The organism is Gluconacetobacter dulcium, from assembly GCF_014174165.1.
GTDB classification, from domain to species: Bacteria; Pseudomonadota; Alphaproteobacteria; order Acetobacterales; family Acetobacteraceae; genus Gluconacetobacter; species Gluconacetobacter dulcium.
The window spans coordinates 38,047-53,866 of record NZ_JABEQN010000010.1; the positions used below are offsets into that span (position 1 = coordinate 38,047).

Consider the following 15,820-nt stretch of genomic DNA (forward strand, 5'->3'; position numbering starts at 1 on the left):
TGACAGAATAATATCGCGGGGCGGCCGTTACGGACCCGGATCACGCCATCGACATCGGCACCCATGATGGATATTCAGAAAAAAATACCTGATATTCCATATACTTTTCCACTTCGTGAGAAAAATCCGGCCAACGGGATTCCGGTGAGGAAAAGGCGCATACGCGGCGACAGGCGCGTCGGCGTGTGACGGTCTTTGTCATTGACCGGCTTGCGATACGCGCCGGCGAGCGAGAACGGCCCTGGTGGCCGCAAGCCCCATGCGCGGGAACGCGTGCCGAATCGCATGCCCACAGGGGCTCCGAGGACGACGGGGGCGCTATGCTCCGTCGCTGGGATCGGACGGCGCGGTTTCCCATCCCGGCCCGATCACGGCCGCGCTGCGCCGCCCCAAGCCGTCCATGCGCAGGACGATGACGTTCTGTTCTTCCAGATAGGTCAGTTGCCGGCGGGCACGGCCGAGCGAGTGCGTGCCATAAACCCGCGCCACCGCCGCATCCGACGGGCAGGGCTGGCCCTCCATCGCGGCGCGGGCGATCAGCAGGAAGATGCCGCGCACATCGTCCGGCAGCGGGGCGGCGATGCGCTCGGCCTGCATCCAGCGGTCGGATTCGGCGGTCTCGGCATCCACGCCCGCCCGCGCGGTGGCCAGCAGGCGGCGGAAGCGCGGCATGTCCAGCGCCTCGCGCCCCATGCCTTCGATCCGGCAGCGGACCAGGAAATCCTGATACAGCACCGGCGGCGGCCGGAAGCCCGCGTCCTCGTCACGCAGGATTTCGGTCAGGATGGTGAGAAAGCGGCGCTTCTGCTCCGCCTTGTCGGCCGGAGTTTCCACGACCGGCGCTTCCATCTCGGCCTCTACCGCCGCCGAGGCCGCGTGGGCCGCGAGTTGCGCCAGAATATCGGGCGGTGGCGGGGCGGTCGGGCGGGCCGGACGGGGCAGGCTCTCGCGGTCCGGCAGTTTCGCCAGGATCAGGTCGCGAATATCCTCGGGCGGCGCGGCCGGCCCCATGGGCAGCAGCGTCGGCCCGGCGGACCGGCTTTCGGTCTCCACGTCGCCGATGCGCACCGGCACCGGGCGGCGATAGAGCGCCGGGCCGAGTGCCACGAAATAGCCCCGTTCCAGATCGCGGAAGCTCTCGGCCTGGCGGCGCTCCATGCCCAGCAGGTCGGCGGCGCGCATCATGTCGATATCGAGGAACGTGCGCCCCATCAGGAAGTTGGACGCCTCGGCGGCCACGTTCTTGGCCAGCTTGGCCAGACGCTGGGTGGCGATCACCCCCGCCAGGCCGCGCTTGCGGCCACGGCACATCAGGTTGGTCATGGCGCCCAGCGAGGCGCGCCGGGCCTCGTCCGTCACCTCGCCGGCGGCGGCGGGGGCGAAAAGCTGCGCCTCGTCCACCACCACCAGGACGGGGTACCAATATTCGCGCCCGACCTCGAACATGCCGCCCAGGAAGGCGGCCGCACGGCGCATCTGCACCTCGGCATCCGCGCCTTCCAGGTTCAGCACCACCGAGGCGCGATGCACGCGCATGCGCTCGCCGGCCGCCTGCAACTCGGCCTCGGTATGGGCCGAGCCGTCGATCACCAGATGGCCGAACCGTTCCGCCAGACTGACGAAATCGCCTTCGGGGTCGATGATCGCCTGCTGCACCAGCGTTGCCGACTGCTCCAGCAGGCGCCGCAGCAGGTGGGATTTGCCCGACCCCGAATTGCCCTGCACCAGCAGGCGGGTGGACAGCAGTTCCGCCAGGTCCATGACCGCCGGGCCGCCGCCCCGTATATCCCCAATCGTGATCGAAACCGTCATGGGCAGGACGGATACCGTTCCTTGCCCCCCTCCTGCAACCAGTCGAGCACGCCATGGGCTGCCGCGCGGCCGGTCGCGAAGCAGGCTTGCAACAGATAACCGCCCGTCGGTGCTTCCCAATCCAGCATCTCGCCCGCCACGAACACGCCCGGCAGCGCCCGCAGCATGAAGCGCGCATCCACCGCATCCGCCCTGACGCCACCGGCCACCGAGATCGCCCGGTCCAGCGAATCGGGTGCCGTCAGCGTGACCGGCACCGCCTTGATCAGCCGCGCCAGCGACGGCGCGTCGCGCGGCGGTGCATCCGGCCCCTCGCGCAGCAACGCCACTGCGACCGGTGGCAGGCGCAACGCCTTGCGCAGCGTGTTCGACAGGCTCTCGCGCCCCCGGACCCGGGCCAGACGTTCGGCCAGCGCGGCCTCGGTCATGTCGGGACGCAGATCGACCATCAGGCGCGCCTGCCCCTCGGCGGCGATCCGGTCGCGCAGCAAGGCCGAGAGGGCGTAGACCGCCCCGCCTTCCAGCCCCCGCGCCGTCACCACCGCCTCACCGCGCACGGTGGGGCCGCCGCTCTCGGGCGTCAACGCGATGCCGCGCAGCGGCGTGCCGGCGAAACGCGCGCGCAAGGTGTCGCTCCAGTCGGTGCGGAAGCCGCAATTGGCGGGGCGGAACGGTGCCAGTTCCACGCCCTCGCCGGCCAGCAGGCCGGTCCATGCACCATCGGAACCCAGGCGGGCCCAGCTTGCCCCGCCCAGCGCCAGCACGACCGCGTCGGCAGCCAGTACGCGCTCGCCCTGCGGCGAGACCACACGCACCCGTCCCGGCCCGTCCCAGCCGGTCCAAGCGTGGCGGGTCAGGATCGTCACCCCCTGCTCCGCCAGTCGCGCGCCCCAGGCCCGCAGTAGCGGTGACGCCTTCATCGCCTGGGGGAACACCCGCCCGCTGCTGCCGACGAAACAGGGCTGGCCCAGCCCAGCCGCCCAATCGCGCAAATCGTCGGGGGAAAAGGCCCGCAAGGCGGGCTCCAGCCACGGGCGTGCGACACCGTAGCGGGTCAGGAAACGCTCCAGCGATTCGGAATGGGTCAGGTTCAGCCCGCCCCGGCCGGCCATCAGCAGCTTGCGGCCGATGGTCGGCATGCGTTCCACCACCGTCACGGCGCATCCGCCGGCAGCCAGGGCCTCGGCGGCGGCCAGACCGGCCGGCCCGCCGCCGATCACCACGATATGGGCCATGCTGTTCCTGCTCCCTCGCACACTACCCGCCGGGCCGGCGCGCGCGGACGGCCGGGATCAGCGGGGGACCAACGGCCCTTCGGTCCGCGCACCGCGATGCCAGACCTGCTCGATCCTGTCGACTGCGGTAATGTCCGCCGCCGGATCGCCCGAGACCACCACTAGGTCGGCCCAGCGGCCCGGCAGCAGGATGCCCCGGTCGTCCAGATGCATCAGGGCCGCCGCATTGCCGGTCGCGACCGCCAGCGCCTCCATGGGCGTCAGGCCCGCCGCCACCATCAGCTTGAGTTCGCGATGTTCGGCAAAACCGGGGATACGGGTGGGCGAGGCGCCGGAATCGGTGCCGAAGCCGATATGGATGCCCGACCGGTAGAGCGTGACCAGATTGCGCTCGTTGAGCGCCAGCGCCTTCTTCGCCGCTGCCGTCAGGGGGGCCGCCAGGATCTTCGCCCGCCAGGCCGGGTCGGCGAACTGCGCTCGCAGGGCGGGGTCCAGGCCGGCCGACAGGAAGGGGTCATCCAGCCATTCGGGATGTTCGGCGAAGATGTAGTTCGCCTCGTCCAGGTCCAGGGTGGGGATGTACCACGCCCCCTTCTGCTCCATCAGCATGATGAAGTCGGTATCGACCGGCAGGTCGCGCACCCCGTGGGCGATGATGTCGGCCCCGGCGGTGACCAGCGCCTTGGCGTCGGCCAGGTCGTGGATATGGGCCGCGACGCGAATCCCGCGCGCATGCGCGCGTTCGATCACCGCGCCGTAGATCACGGGGTCGATCTTGGGATAGCCCTTGGCCCCCGGCACGCCATTGCGGAAATCATCCACCCAGATCTTCACCAGATCCGTACCCTCGTCGGCCATGCGATCGACGGCGGCCTGAGCCTCGGCCACGCTGGTCGGGCGATAGACCTGGTCCGCCCCCAGATGGAACATGCCCTGCGGCGGCACGCCATCCGGCGCGCCGATGCCCTGATCGACCCCGAACAGGTCCGCCCCCGGATTGCGCCCGGCATGTTGTTCCTGCCGCAACTGGTCGAACAGCGGCGATTTGTTGAGGCCCAGCGAGACCACGGTCAGCACGCCATAGCGTTCGTACTGCTTCAACTGCGCCAGGATATTCTCGCGCGTGTAATTGGCACCGTCGTCCGTCGTGCCCTTCACCAGCCCGGTATGGCTGTGATCGGAAATCAGGCCCGGCACGATCGTCCGGCCGGTCAGGTCCACGACCTTCGCACCCGGTTCCGCAACCGTGCCGGCGGCCCCCACCGCCGCGATCCGGCCATCGCGGATCAGCAATGCGCCGTCGGCGAGCGGCGCCCGGCCGGTGCCGTCGATGATCGTGGCATGTTCCAGCAGCACCGGCTGCGCCGCCCGCGCGCCCGATGCGCCCGTCAGCATGGCCCCCAGCGACAGGGCCACGCCGAAGGGGATCGCCCAGAGGGAGAATGATCGGATGGGGACCGCACGGAACCGGATGCGTTTCCCGTCGATGCGTGTTGCGCTCTTCATGTCGGTCCCCTGCCCTTCCTGCCCCGGTATCTCCGGCCCCCACTGTTAAGTGGGATGGTCAGGATGTCCAGACCGGCCGTCCATCAACGATACGCGGCCGGAAGGCGATGCACGCCCCCTCATTTTTTTTTGCGCGGCAGGCGCAGCGCGCGCGGCGGTAGCGGGTCGTCGGGGTGCGCGCCGGCGGCGAGCCGGCGCGCGGTCCCCTTGCGCATCAGAAGCGGGCGCGTATCGTTCCGAAGAACTGGCGCGGCGCGCCGGCGAACATCGACTGCCGGTCGCCCGAAATCGGATTGGCGCCGATCGCGCTGATATATTCCTGATTGAACAGGTTGTAGATACCAAGGGAGAAATTCAGGCCCGCGACGTGCGGGATATGCTTGAAATCGTACGATGCCGTCAGGTTGGCGTTCCAGTACGGGTCGACCGACGTGTCGTTCATGTAGGACAGGTAGCGTCGCCCCATGTAATAGACGTTGAAGTTCAGCGTTGCGTCCCCGTAGGTATAGGCTACGTTCGATTTATACATGACGGACGGGTAATTGACCTCCATCTTGCCTTTGAGGTCGTAATACGTCCCGGCATTATAGATACCCTGACCGTAGGTCGAATGATTGTAGCTGATGCTGTTGAAGATTTCGAGGTGCGGCAGGGGGCGGACCGTGACCCCGGCATCGACGCCCCACATCGCCATCGACCCGACATTCAGGAAGGTCTGGTTGGCATTGACCAGCGTGCCGCTGGTGATCGGCGCCAGGCGGTTGGAATAATCCGAATGATACAGGTTCAGCACGCCATCGACATATCTGCTGTTGTAACGGTAGCCGATCAGGTAGTTCCAGGTGCTTTCGGGCTTCAGCGTCTTGCGCAACTGCGAGAAAATGGCCTGGTTGTCGACGCCCCAGGCAACAGGCGAGTTCCACCCGCCATAGGAATAGGCGCGCATATTGCGCGAGACGTCGAAGAACAGTTCATGATGTTGCAGGAACGTCCAGTTCAGGCTGACATGGGGCAGGAAGGCGCCCGCCGTCGTCAGGCTGCCGCTGGGTAGCATGCTCTGCCCGGTATAGGTCTCGTTGTTTTCGAACGCGCCACCCGCCGTCGTGACCAGCAGCGACTTGAACCCCGCATGCAGGCGCAGGGTGGGCAGGATGTGCCAGGCATCCTGAAGATAGTACTGGAAGGCATTCGTGTTCATCTGCACGCCATAGCGTGTGGCGAACGAATCCTTGTAGGGTCCGGTGCCCTTGCGCGGCGTGCCCTCGCCCAGAAGGGGCTGGCTGTATAGCCGCTGCGCGTAGGTGAAATCGTTGTTTTCGTACCAGACGCCGGATTCCAGGTCGTGATGGCCCAGCCGGTATTGCAGCGCCAGCGTACCGCCGACACGGCGGAACCATTGATGGTCGGCCTGCTGGATCATCGGCGCGCCGTTGGGCGACGACACGTACGGATTGGTGAATTCGTAGTCTCCGCCGGAGACCTGTGCATACAGCACGCTCTTCAGCCGCAGGCGTGATGTCAGGTCGTATTTCCCGTTCAGCCCGGTCAGATAATTCCGCTGGTCCTGCGCCGCATCGTAATACGCGATGTCGGTGGGGCTGGACACCTGGTCCCATCCGGCGGGAAAGATGCCCTGCGCGGCCAGGTAGGCGCCCTTGTAGTCCGGATAGAAATAATCCGTCCTCGACCCAAGCTTGCGTTTGATCTCCAGGCTGATATTCCCGTAATTATATTGATTGAACTGGGAATAGTCGAAAAATCCCGTCAACTGCCCGCGATCGCCCAGAGGCTGGACGAACTTGAAATTCGCCTGCTGCTCGTACTGGTTGCCATGGCCCTTCCATTTCTGCGCGTCGGTGCGCGCGTAGGACGCCATGAATTTCGTGCCGGTCTGGTTCAGCACACCGCTGTGGAAGCGGCCGAACGTGCGATAGGTGCTGTTGCTGCCGAAGGTCTGCGAGACATCGGCCCCCAGCGTGTCGCGCGGGTCCAGCGTATAATATTGCAGCGCGCCGCCGAGATTGGCGGTCGATGCGACATCGAGCGCGCCGCCGCCCTGGGACATGTCGATCCGCGCGATGTTGTCGGGCGTCACAGCCTCGTTGATATCCAGGCCGTTCGTGTTGATGAAACCCTGGTCACCCAGTGGAATCCCGTCCAGGGTGACGCCCAACTGGCTCTGGTTATAGCCACGGATATACAGCGAATTGGCATAGGTATCGAGGCCCAGCGCGTCCGCCGTGGCGAAGCTGACGCCCGGCGTCGTCGCCCCGAGGACCTGGAGCGGGCTGGTCCCTGCCACGAAGCGGTTGAGCGTCTTGCGCGTGATGGTCTGCTCCATGCCGTGAGACGTCTCGTGCGACCCCACGACCGACAGCGCCTCGGCCGAGCGGGGTTCCGCGGCCTGCGCGTGGCGCGCCGCGGGCCTGGCCGCCGCATGCCGCGCAGGCGTCTGCCCGGCGGGCGCGGGCTTGGGCCGGCTGGCCTGCGCGTGGGCATCCGGATGAGCCATGGGCGCCAGAGCCATGGCCCCCAGAGCCGTCGCCAGCATCAGCCGGCGACGGCGGTAAAAGGGACGTGGATCTCTGTCCATCCGGATGGAAACCGTCGCTTGCACGTCAGAGTCATATTTTTTTTGCATATCAGACCCTCGAAATGGGAGGGAAAAATATATCCAATCCGTTATGATCAGTGCGTTCATTCTTGATACGAAACGAATGAGGATGCCGTCATGTTAGCGATAAAAATGAACGATTCTTTCATTTTTGGCCGGATCACTGAAAAGTGAAACAGTTTGACATAGACGAAATCGACAAGCGAATCCTGCGTGTTCTGAGCGTCGACGGGCGCATATCGATTACGGATCTGGCGCGTCAGGCCGCGACCAGTACGGCGACCTGTTTCCGGCGCGTGCAGCGCCTGACAGAGGACGGCATCATCACCGGCTTCAGGGCCGATATCTGCCCGGCCTCGGTCGGACGCAGCGCCGTCATCGTCATGGGGGTCTGCCTGGACCGGCTGAACAAGCTGGCCTTCGCAGAATTCGAGGCCGCGATCCGCGACCATCCGCTGGTGATCTCGTGTCACCTCGTGTCGGGTGAATTCGATTATCTGGTCACGATCCGGGCGTCGTCGATCGACGAGTTCAACGCGATCTATGGCGACTGGCTGGTCTCGCTGCCGGGTATCCGGATGACCAGGACGTTCTTTTCCATGAAGGAGGTCGTCCAGCGGACCTACCTGCATTTCTGACCCGCGTTTGCCCACCGGCGCATCGGCAGGTCCCGCCCGCTGACGCCAGAGCGAAAGCGGGCATGGAATCGCATCGCCCCAGCGGGTGGAGACGCCGCGTGACAGAACGGCCCCGCGCGGGTCCGGCCAGGGCCGGTCAGATCATCCGGTCAGATCATCCGGTCAGATCATGTAGTCGATCGGCGGGAGCATCTGGTCCATCGTGAAGGCCGGCAGGGCGCTGTGGCGGGTGCCGACCGGCCGCGCCGGGTTGCCGACGACGGTGGTGAAGGGCGGCACGGATTCCAGCACGATCGACCCGGCGCCGACCTTCGCCCCCTCACCCAGTTCGATATTGCCCAGCACCTTGGCGCCGGCGCCGATCAGCACGCCGCGCCGCACCTTGGGGTGGCGGTCGCCGACATTCTTGCCGGTGCCGCCCAGCGTCACGCCCTGGAGCAGCGACACGTCGTCTTCCAGCACCGAGGTCTCGCCGATCACGATTCCGGTGCCGTGATCGAACAGGATGCGCCGGCCCAGCCGCGCCGCCGGGTGGATATCGACGGCGAACAGTTCCGATGTGCGGCTTTGCAGATGCAGGGCCAGGTAACGCCGGCCGTTGTTCCACAGCCAGTGGGCCACGCGATAGCACTGCACCGCGTGATAGCCCTTGAAGAACAGGAACGGCGTCGCGTAGTTCGCCGTCGCCGGATCGCGCTCGCGGATCGCCACCAGGTCGGCGGCGGCGGCGGCGACGATCTGCGGATCGGCGGCGAACGCCTCGGTCACCAGTTCCGACAGCGCGTCATCGGCCACCGAGCGGTCGCCCAGCTTGCGCCCGATCAGCGCGGCCAGTCCGTTGGCGAAGGTGGCGTGGTTGCGGATGCCGGTGGCCAGCAGGCCGCGCACCAGCGGATCGTCACAGCCTTCGCAGCCCGCCGCGATATCCATCCACAGCCGTTCCTGGTCGATGGAAACCAGTGTCGGCTCCGCAACGGCGCGGGTGCCGCGGGCCGCGGCCAGCGAAGTCGGGGAAATATCAGGCATGAAACCGGTCCTGTCAGCGGAAGGAACGATATGGGAGGGCGCCGCCCCGTTGACCAGAGGCGGCCTTGCGACGCGACGCGCTACAGGCCCATCGCGTGGCGGACGAAGGCACGCCGCAGCGCGGGCATGCGATGCACACCGGCCAGCCCGAGGTCCCGTGCGCGGCGCAGCACGGGATTGTCGTTGCCGAACAGTCGCTCCAGCATGTCGGTCGCGGCCAGCATCAGCATGTTGGCGGGGCGACAGCGTGCCTGATACTGGCGCAGCAGGGACGGTGCGCCCAAATCCTCGCCCCGCGCATGGGCGGCGATCAGTACGTCGGAGAGCGCCGCCACGTCGCGAAAGCCCAGATTGAGCCCCTGCCCGGCGATGGGATGGATGCCGTGCGCGGCATCGCCCACCAGCACCATCCGCGTGTCGAAATAGCGCTGCGCATATTGCGCCGACAGCGGGTAGACCCAGCGCCGCCCGACCGGAGTGACCCGGCCCAGCCAGTCGCCCATGCGACGCTGGATCTCGTGCGCGAAGGCATCGTGCGGCAAGGCCGCCATGCGCCGCGCCAGCGCGTCGCTTTCCGACCAGACGATGGCGGAGAGGTTCGGATGCTCGGGCGTCGCGGCCATCGGCAGTTGCGCGAACGGTCCGGCAGGCAGGAAATGTTCCAGCGCACGGTTGTTATGCGGATGCTCGTGCGCCACGGCGCAGACGATGCCGCTCTGATGATAGGGCAGCCGGGTGATGCCGATCCGCGCCTGATCGCGCAGCGCGGAGCGCCGCCCCTCGGCCGCCACGATCAGCCGGGCACCGAAGGTGCGGCCCGATTGCATCCGCACCCGCGCGCCTTCGGCAGTGCGGGTTATCGTCGCCTCGTCCGGCGCCAGTACCGTGAGCAGGTCATGGGCATGGAGTGCGCGGTTCAGCGCCACGCGCAGCGCGCGGGCCTCGATCATCCAGCCGAAGGGCTGCTCGGCATCCTGCCGCCCGAATTCCAGGAACAGGGGCGAAGGCTTCTCGCCGGGTCGGCCGTCGGAGACGCGGATTTCCTCGATCGGGCAGGCCAGGAGCGGCAGCAGGCCCCACACCCCGGCATCCTCCAGCAGACGACGCGGGCCGGCGGCGATGGCATACGCGCGGCCGTCGAAGGCCGGGTCTTCCATCGGCGGCAGCGCCGCGCGATCGACGATGGCCACGCGCAGGCCCGCCACCGCCAGGCGGCAGGCCAGCGTGGCGCCGACCGGCCCTGCCCCCACGATGCAGACATCCACATCGTCCTGCCCGGTGCCGGTCTGGGGGTGGGACATCGTGCCTGCGGTCATGAGTGTGGTCCTGCAATAGCCGTTCCGGCCCGATGGCCCTGCGGCGAGAATGATCCGTTCCGGTGCGCGCGCCCATAATTAAGGCACATCATGCCGCACACCAATGGCGCAAGGCACACCAGACACCGCGCTCCGTCAACCATGCGCGTACTTGGCACGGTTTTTGTATTGCCCTAATCGCGATTTGGATCATCATTCCGCATCAGGAAAAACGGACTACAACAATGAACCAAGGAGACGTGGCGCGATGAAGCTTGTCACAGCCATCATCAAGCCCTTCAAGCTCGACGACGTTCGCGAATCCCTGACGCCCCTGGGCATCCAGGGCCTGACCGTCTCGGAAGTGAAGGGATTCGGCCGCCAGAAGGGACAGACCGAAATCTATCGCGGCGCGGAATATCACGTCAGCTTCCTGCCCAAGGTGAAGATCGAGATCGCGGTCTCCGACGACATCGTGGACCAGGTGGTGGACGTGATCCTTCAGTCCGCCCACACCGGCAAGATCGGCGACGGCAAGATCTTCGTCTCCAGTCTGGACAGCGTCATCCGCATCCGCACGCGGGAAATGGGAGAAGACGCGCTGTGACCATTCCGAGCGCCTGTCGCGCGATGCCCCGCCTGCCGGCCGCCGTCGCGGCGGTGGCGGCTGTTTCCCTGGCCGGCTTCTCCACTCCGGCATCCGCCGCCGATGCGGCGCCTCCGATCGACACCGGCGATACGGCGTGGATGCTGGTCAGCACCGCCCTGGTGCTGATGATGACGATCCCGGGCCTGGCGCTGTTCTATGCCGGCATGGTCCGCCGCAAGAACGTGCTGGCGACGCTGATGCAGTCGTTCGCGATCTGCTGCATCGTCACCGTGGTGTGGATGGTGGCCGGCTACAGCCTGACCTTCGGCAACGGCACGCCCTATATCGGCGACCTGTCGCGCTTCATGCTGAACGGCATCGGCGCGCATATCGCCAAGGGCGCCGATATCGGCTTCACGCTGGGCGCGGGCACCCCCAACGCCACGACGATGACGATCCCCGAGAGCATCTACATGATGTTCCAGATGACGTTCGCCATCATCACCCCGGCGCTGATCACGGGTGCCTTCGCCGAACGCATGAAGTTCAGCGCGCTGTGTGCCTTCACCGTCCTGTGGTCGCTGCTGGTCTATGCGCCGGTCGCCCACTGGGTATGGAGCCCGCTGGGCTGGGTCGCCGGGCTGGGCGCCATCGACTTCGCGGGCGGCACGGTGGTGCATATCAATGCCGGCGTCGCCGGCCTGGTCACCGCGCTGGTGCTGGGCAAGCGCGTCGGCTACGGCCAGGACGACCTGTCGCCCTTCAACCTGACCTACGCCGTCATCGGCGCGTCGCTGCTGTGGGTGGGCTGGTTCGGCTTCAATGCCGGTTCGGCCCTGGGGGCCAACGGGCGCGCCGGCATGGCCATGGCCACGACGCAGATCGCCGCCGCCGCCGCCGGCGTGGGCTGGATGGTGGCCGAATGGGCGCGCACCGGCAAGCCGACCGTGCTGGGCATCATCTCCGGCGCCGTGGGCGGGCTGGTCGCCATTACGCCTGCGGCCGGTTACGTCCTGCCGGGCAGCGCGCTGATCATCGGCCTGCTGGCCGGGGTGATCTGCTTCTGGACCGCCACCTCGCTGAAGCACATGCTGGGCTATGACGACAGCCTGGATGCCTTTGGCGTGCATGGCATCGGCGGCATCGTCGGTGCGCTGCTGACGGGCGTTTTCGCCTATGGTCCGCTCTCGGCCACCGATGCCAACCCCGCCGGCATCAGCGGCTCGCTGAAGCAGCTCGGCGTTCAGGCCGAAGCGGTGGCCGTTACCATCGTCTGGTGCGCGGTGGTGTCGTTCGTGCTGCTGAAGATCATCGACGCCGCCATCGGCCTGCGCGTCAGCCGTGACGACGAACAGGAAGGGCTGGACATGACCCAGCATGGGGAGCGCATCAATATCTGATCGGTCGCCATCTCTTCTTCCGCCGACCAGAACAGGCCGGACCGGGCATTGCCCCGGTCCGGCCTTTTTCTTTCCGTATTCGGATCATGATGTTATGAAACAGGATGCAGACCCGATGGCCCGTCGCGGCATGATGCCCGCCGGCTCGTTCTGAACGGAAAGGATCGCACTTCCATGGCTATTGCGCTTCGTGGCCGGATTGCCGTTGCCCTGCTTCTTGCCGCGCCCGCGGCGCCCCTGCTCGCCCCCCAGGCCCACGCCGTCAGCGCGGCGCAGGCGTGCTACCAGAAATTCAACGCCGAACGGAAAGCCGGTACCGTCAAGGGCCAGACCTACAAGGAGTTCAAGGCGGCGCAGTGCGCGACGCCCGAGGCCGCTGCCGCTGCCCCCGCGACACCCGCCACGCCGGCGGCTCCTGCAACCGCGGCGACTCCTGCCGCCCCGGCTGCCCCTGCCGCTCCTGTTGCGGCTGCCGCGCCGGCCGCCGCTGCCGCCGGCAGCGCGGTGCTGCCCAACGCGGTCTCGGCGCAATATGCCAGCGAGAGCGCGGGCAAGGCCCGCATGCACACCTGCCTGGACCAGTACAAGGCCAACAAGGCGACCAACGCCAATGGCGGCCTGAAATGGATCCAGAAGGGCGGCGGCTATTACAGCGTCTGCAACGCCCACCTGAAGGGCTGATGCCGGCCGGTTGCGACGGGGCGCCCGGCCCCGTCGCAACCCACTACCGCCGGGCCGGCCGCACGAACATCCGGTTACCGGCATAGGATATCCAGACATTATGCCGGGCGAACCAGTCCGCCCCCAGCAGCATGTCCACCCTGTCCCGCAACGGCGCGACCGTCAGCACCGGTGCGTGCTCCACCTCGTTCCCTACCCGCAGGCTGGCGAAACGATGCCAGTGATACCATTTCGTCCGGCCATCGACGCCGCTGGTCTCGCCACCCGGATCGACCGCGAGACGATCCTCCGACACCCCCACCCGTGCCGCCGCGTCCGTCGAGAGAATGCGCGAGCGCGCGCCGCTATCCACGAGGGCGGTCAGCGCCTGTCCGTCCAGTTCCACCCCGACCGCCACGCGATGGCCGTCGCGCACCAGCGGCACGGTGTCATAGGCTCCATGCCAGGCCGGCGCGGCATGGCACGCGCCGTCATCGCCCCGCATGCGCCACAGCGACAGCCAGCCCCCCGCGACATCGAATTCCAGATCGAAATGCGACAGCACGTCGCCACCCAACAGCCCTGCAACCGGCGGCGTGATCATCGGCTGCCCCGGCAGGTCGCCAACCGGCGTAGAGAGCGGGCCGAGATCGAGGCCCTGCCCGTCTTCCGTGGTCAGGCGCAGATCGGCGATCAGGACATTGGGCACCATCCCCCCGGCGCCGCCGGTGCCGTACAGCACGGTGCGCCGCCCGGAATCGATCAACAGCCCCAATGCCTCGGCCACCCGACCACTGATCAGGCCACCTTCGGCCCCGGTATCGACCACGAGGCTGTACGCCCCTTGCGCCGCCCGCCCGGCGATCGAAACCGGCACCGACAGATAGCCGCCGTCATCACGCAGCGGCACCCGTGCGATACGAGTGACGGCACAGGGCACGGGCGCCCCGTCCTGAGTCGGCGCCCCATCCTGAGCCAGCACGGGGGCCGGCAGCAGGCACAACAGCGCCGCCGCCAGCCAGCGCGGCCGACGCGCGCGGTCAGCCTCCGGCGGCAAAACGGTCGGTAGCGTCCAGCAGCGCGGTCTGGATGCCCGGTTCCGAAACGGCATGGCCGGCATCGTCCACCAGACGGAAATCGGCTTCGGGCCAGGCACGATGCAGGTCCCATGCCGTCCGCATCGGGGTGGCGGCGTCATAACGGCCCTGCACGATCACGGACGGAATATGCCGTATCCGCTCCACATCGCGGATCAGTTGCCCTTCTTCCAGCCAGCCGCCATGGACGAAATAATGGTTCTCGATCCGCGAGAAGGCCAGCGCATACTCTTCGTCGGCGTGCTGGGCCGAGAGCGCCGGTGCCGGGCGCAGGGTCAGCGTCTCGCCCTCCCACACGCTCCAGGCCACGGCGGCCTCGACGCGCACCGCCCGGTCGGGGTCGGTCAGGCGGCGGCGATAGGCCGCCATCATGTCACCGCGCTCCGCCTCCGGAATCGGCGCCTGGAACCGCTCCCATTTGTCGGGGAACAACCAGGATGCGCCCTCCTGATAATACCAGAGCAATTCGGCGCGCCGCAGGGTGAAGATCCCGCGCAGGATCAGCCCCGTCACCCGCTCGGGGTGCGTCTCGGCATAAGCCAGGGACAGCGTCGACCCCCACGAGCCACCGAACACCAGCCAGCGTTCCGCGCCCGTCAGCACGCGCAGGCGCTCGATATCCGCGACCAGATGCCAGGTCGTGTTGTTGTCCAGCCCGGCATGGGGCGTTGAGCGACCGCAGCCGCGCTGGTCGAACAGCAGGATGCGATAGCGGGCCGGATCGAACAGGCGGCGATGCGCCGGGGTGCAGCCGCCGCCGGGGCCGCCATGCAGAAACACCACGGGAATCCCGTCCGGATTGCCGCACAGTTCCCAATAGACACGGTGCCCGTCGCCCGTGTCCAGAATGCCGGTGCGATAGGGTTCGATCGGTGGATACGGCATGCGCTCGGCGGCGATGGTCATGGGTCGTTCTTCCCCGTTGTTGTTTCCGCGTCATGGGACGGGCCGTGCCCGGCGGCGCGCGGATGAGCGCCGGCCCAAACCTGCATCAGCCGCGCTTCGTCCGCCAGAGTATAGCGCTGGGTCGTCGACAGGCTGACATGACCCAGCAGATCCTGGATCACGCGCAGGTCCGCGCCGCCCTCCATCAGATGCGTGGCGAAGGAATGCCGCAACGCATGGGGCGTCGCATGGTCGGGCAGGCCCGCCATGTCGCGCCACACCCGCATGGCGCGCTGCGCCACCGCCGGCTGCAACCGGCCGCCGCGCACACCGGGGAACAACGGCGCGTCCGGCAGCGGCGCCGGGTGCCTGGCCCGCCAGTCCGTGAGGGCACGCACGACGACCGGCACCATCGGCACCAGCCGTTCCCGCCCCCCCTTGCCACGGATCAGCAGCGTGCCGCCCGCCGACAGCGCCCGGTCGAGATCGCGGATATCCAGCCCCAGCGCTTCGGAAATGCGCAGGCCGCAGCCATAAAGCAGCAGGAACAGCGTCCGGTCGCGCTGCTCGGCCAGCGGGCTGGCGGCGATGGCGCCCAGCCCGTCGGGCACCTCCAGCGCCTGGTCCGTCGTCAGCGGGCGCGGCAGCGAGGCGCGGAAACGCGGGGCCGCCAGCAGGCCCGGCGCCGGGTTGGTCACGCCATGATACCGCGCCAGATACCGGTAGAAGGAACGCATGGCCGAAACCCGCCGGGCACGGGTCCGCGCCGCGCGATCCGCTCCGCCGGTGTGACGGCCGGCCGCCGCCTTCTGCGCCCCGGCATGTTCCGACGCCAGCCAGGCGCGCAGGTCGGCCAGCGACAGCCGGTCCAACACCGCAAGGTCCACCGTGCCACCCACATGGGTGCCGACAAATGCCAGAAACCGGTCCAGATCGCCCCGATAGGCGGTGAGCGTCAGCGTCGCCGCCCGTTTTTCGTCGCGCATCCAGTCCAGGAACGCATCGCGCAGTTCGGCACCGGTCATCAGGGCCGCCGCGCGGCAGGCGACGATTGCCGGACAAG

The 15,820-nt window shown here is 67.6% G+C and carries 13 protein-coding genes; 4 read left to right on the top strand and 9 right to left on the bottom strand.

Annotated features, from left to right (window positions below; translation table 11 throughout):
* Positions 1 to 318 precede the first annotated feature (318 nt).
* The 4 genes from HLH25_RS09635 to HLH25_RS09650 form a co-directional block, all read right to left on the bottom strand.
* Positions 319 to 1,812: an ATP-binding protein gene (locus HLH25_RS09635; RefSeq protein ID WP_182973855.1), complete on the bottom strand. Its 1,494-nt coding sequence runs from the start codon at positions 1,810 to 1,812 to the stop codon at positions 319 to 321.
* Positions 1,809 to 3,047 carry a TIGR03862 family flavoprotein gene (locus tag HLH25_RS09640; protein WP_182973856.1) on the bottom strand — a complete coding sequence of 413 codons (1,239 nt, stop codon included), beginning with the start codon at positions 3,045 to 3,047 and terminating at the stop codon, positions 1,809 to 1,811. Before HLH25_RS09640 ends, HLH25_RS09635 begins: the two co-directional genes overlap by 4 nt.
* A gap of 57 nt (positions 3,048 to 3,104) precedes the next feature.
* Positions 3,105 to 4,442: an amidohydrolase family protein gene (locus HLH25_RS09645; RefSeq protein WP_182973928.1), complete on the bottom strand. Its 1,338-nt coding sequence runs from the start codon at positions 4,440 to 4,442 to the stop codon at positions 3,105 to 3,107.
* Between the two features lie 325 nt (positions 4,443 to 4,767).
* Positions 4,768 to 7,146 (bottom strand): TonB-dependent receptor, encoded by a 2,379-nt coding sequence (locus tag HLH25_RS09650; protein ID WP_246401887.1) that lies wholly within the window; start codon positions 7,144 to 7,146, stop codon positions 4,768 to 4,770.
* 191 nt (positions 7,147 to 7,337) lie between these two features.
* Here HLH25_RS09650 and HLH25_RS20650 point away from each other — a divergent pair, with 191 nt between their 5' ends.
* Positions 7,338 to 7,805: an Lrp/AsnC family transcriptional regulator gene (locus HLH25_RS20650; RefSeq protein WP_182973857.1), complete on the top strand. Its 468-nt coding sequence runs from the start codon at positions 7,338 to 7,340 to the stop codon at positions 7,803 to 7,805.
* Positions 7,806 to 7,967: 162 nt separating this feature from the next.
* Here the strand turns inward: HLH25_RS20650 and cysE are convergent, their stop codons facing one another.
* Positions 7,968 to 8,735 (bottom strand): serine O-acetyltransferase, encoded by a 768-nt coding sequence (gene cysE / locus HLH25_RS09660; protein ID WP_246401926.1) that lies wholly within the window; start codon positions 8,733 to 8,735, stop codon positions 7,968 to 7,970.
* Positions 8,736 to 8,911: 176 nt separating this feature from the next.
* The gene (locus HLH25_RS09665; protein WP_182973859.1) at positions 8,912 to 10,147 is read right to left on the bottom strand and encodes a UbiH/UbiF/VisC/COQ6 family ubiquinone biosynthesis hydroxylase; all 1,236 of its coding nucleotides are present in this window, start codon (positions 10,145 to 10,147) and stop codon (positions 8,912 to 8,914) included.
* Between the two features lie 247 nt (positions 10,148 to 10,394).
* On the opposite strand from HLH25_RS09665, the gene HLH25_RS09670 reads away from it, so the two are divergent.
* The 3 genes from HLH25_RS09670 (at position 10,395) to HLH25_RS09680 (ending at position 12,796) form a co-directional block, all read left to right on the top strand.
* Positions 10,395 to 10,733: a P-II family nitrogen regulator gene (locus HLH25_RS09670; RefSeq protein WP_114727956.1), complete on the top strand. Its 339-nt coding sequence runs from the start codon at positions 10,395 to 10,397 to the stop codon at positions 10,731 to 10,733.
* 23 nt (positions 10,734 to 10,756) lie between these two features.
* On the top strand, positions 10,757 to 12,115 hold the full coding sequence (locus HLH25_RS09675) for an ammonium transporter (protein WP_182973930.1): 1,359 nt from the start codon (positions 10,757 to 10,759) through the stop codon (positions 12,113 to 12,115).
* Positions 12,116 to 12,289: 174 nt separating this feature from the next.
* Positions 12,290 to 12,796, top strand: a complete 507-nt coding sequence (locus tag HLH25_RS09680) for a hypothetical protein (protein WP_182973860.1) — start codon at positions 12,290 to 12,292, stop codon at positions 12,794 to 12,796.
* Positions 12,797 to 12,839: 43 nt separating this feature from the next.
* Here HLH25_RS09680 and HLH25_RS09685 read toward each other — a convergent pair whose 3' ends face one another.
* From HLH25_RS09685 to HLH25_RS09695, 3 genes are read right to left on the bottom strand one after another with little or no spacing between them, the layout of a single operon-like run.
* A complete protein-coding gene (locus tag HLH25_RS09685; protein ID WP_246401889.1) occupies positions 12,840 to 13,832 on the bottom strand; it encodes a pepsin/retropepsin-like aspartic protease family protein in 993 nt (330 codons plus the stop codon).
* Positions 13,816 to 14,778 (bottom strand): prolyl aminopeptidase, encoded by a 963-nt coding sequence (gene pip / locus HLH25_RS09690; protein WP_182973862.1) that lies wholly within the window; start codon positions 14,776 to 14,778, stop codon positions 13,816 to 13,818. The genes HLH25_RS09685 and pip overlap by 17 nt, the downstream gene beginning before the upstream one ends.
* Positions 14,775 to 15,782 carry a tyrosine recombinase XerC gene (locus HLH25_RS09695; protein ID WP_182973931.1) on the bottom strand — a complete coding sequence of 336 codons (1,008 nt, stop codon included), beginning with the start codon at positions 15,780 to 15,782 and terminating at the stop codon, positions 14,775 to 14,777. The genes pip and HLH25_RS09695 overlap by 4 nt, the downstream gene beginning before the upstream one ends.
* Positions 15,783 to 15,820 lie beyond the last annotated feature (38 nt).

Coding starts and splice junctions, on each gene's coding strand:
- HLH25_RS09640 (WP_182973856.1), bottom strand. CDS start 3,047: ATGGCCCATATCGTGGTGATCGGCGGCGGGCCGGCCGGTCTGGCCGCC.
- HLH25_RS09650 (WP_246401887.1), bottom strand. CDS start 7,146: ATGGACAGAGATCCACGTCCCTTTTACCGCCGTCGCCGGCTGATGCTG.
- cysE (WP_246401926.1), bottom strand. CDS start 8,735: ATGGATATCGCGGCGGGCTGCGAAGGCTGTGACGATCCGCTGGTGCGC.
- HLH25_RS09635 (WP_182973855.1), bottom strand. CDS start 1,812: ATGACGGTTTCGATCACGATTGGGGATATACGGGGCGGCGGCCCGGCG.
- HLH25_RS09675 (WP_182973930.1), top strand. CDS start 10,757: ATGCCCCGCCTGCCGGCCGCCGTCGCGGCGGTGGCGGCTGTTTCCCTG.
- pip (WP_182973862.1), bottom strand. CDS start 14,778: ATGACCATCGCCGCCGAGCGCATGCCGTATCCACCGATCGAACCCTAT.
- HLH25_RS09665 (WP_182973859.1), bottom strand. CDS start 10,147: ATGACCGCAGGCACGATGTCCCACCCCCAGACCGGCACCGGGCAGGAC.
- HLH25_RS09695 (WP_182973931.1), bottom strand. CDS start 15,782: ATGACCGGTGCCGAACTGCGCGATGCGTTCCTGGACTGGATGCGCGAC.
- HLH25_RS09645 (WP_182973928.1), bottom strand. CDS start 4,442: ATGCTGACGGGCGCATCGGGCGCGCGGGCGGCGCAGCCGGTGCTGCTG.
- HLH25_RS09680 (WP_182973860.1), top strand. CDS start 12,290: ATGGCTATTGCGCTTCGTGGCCGGATTGCCGTTGCCCTGCTTCTTGCC.
- HLH25_RS09670 (WP_114727956.1), top strand. CDS start 10,395: ATGAAGCTTGTCACAGCCATCATCAAGCCCTTCAAGCTCGACGACGTT.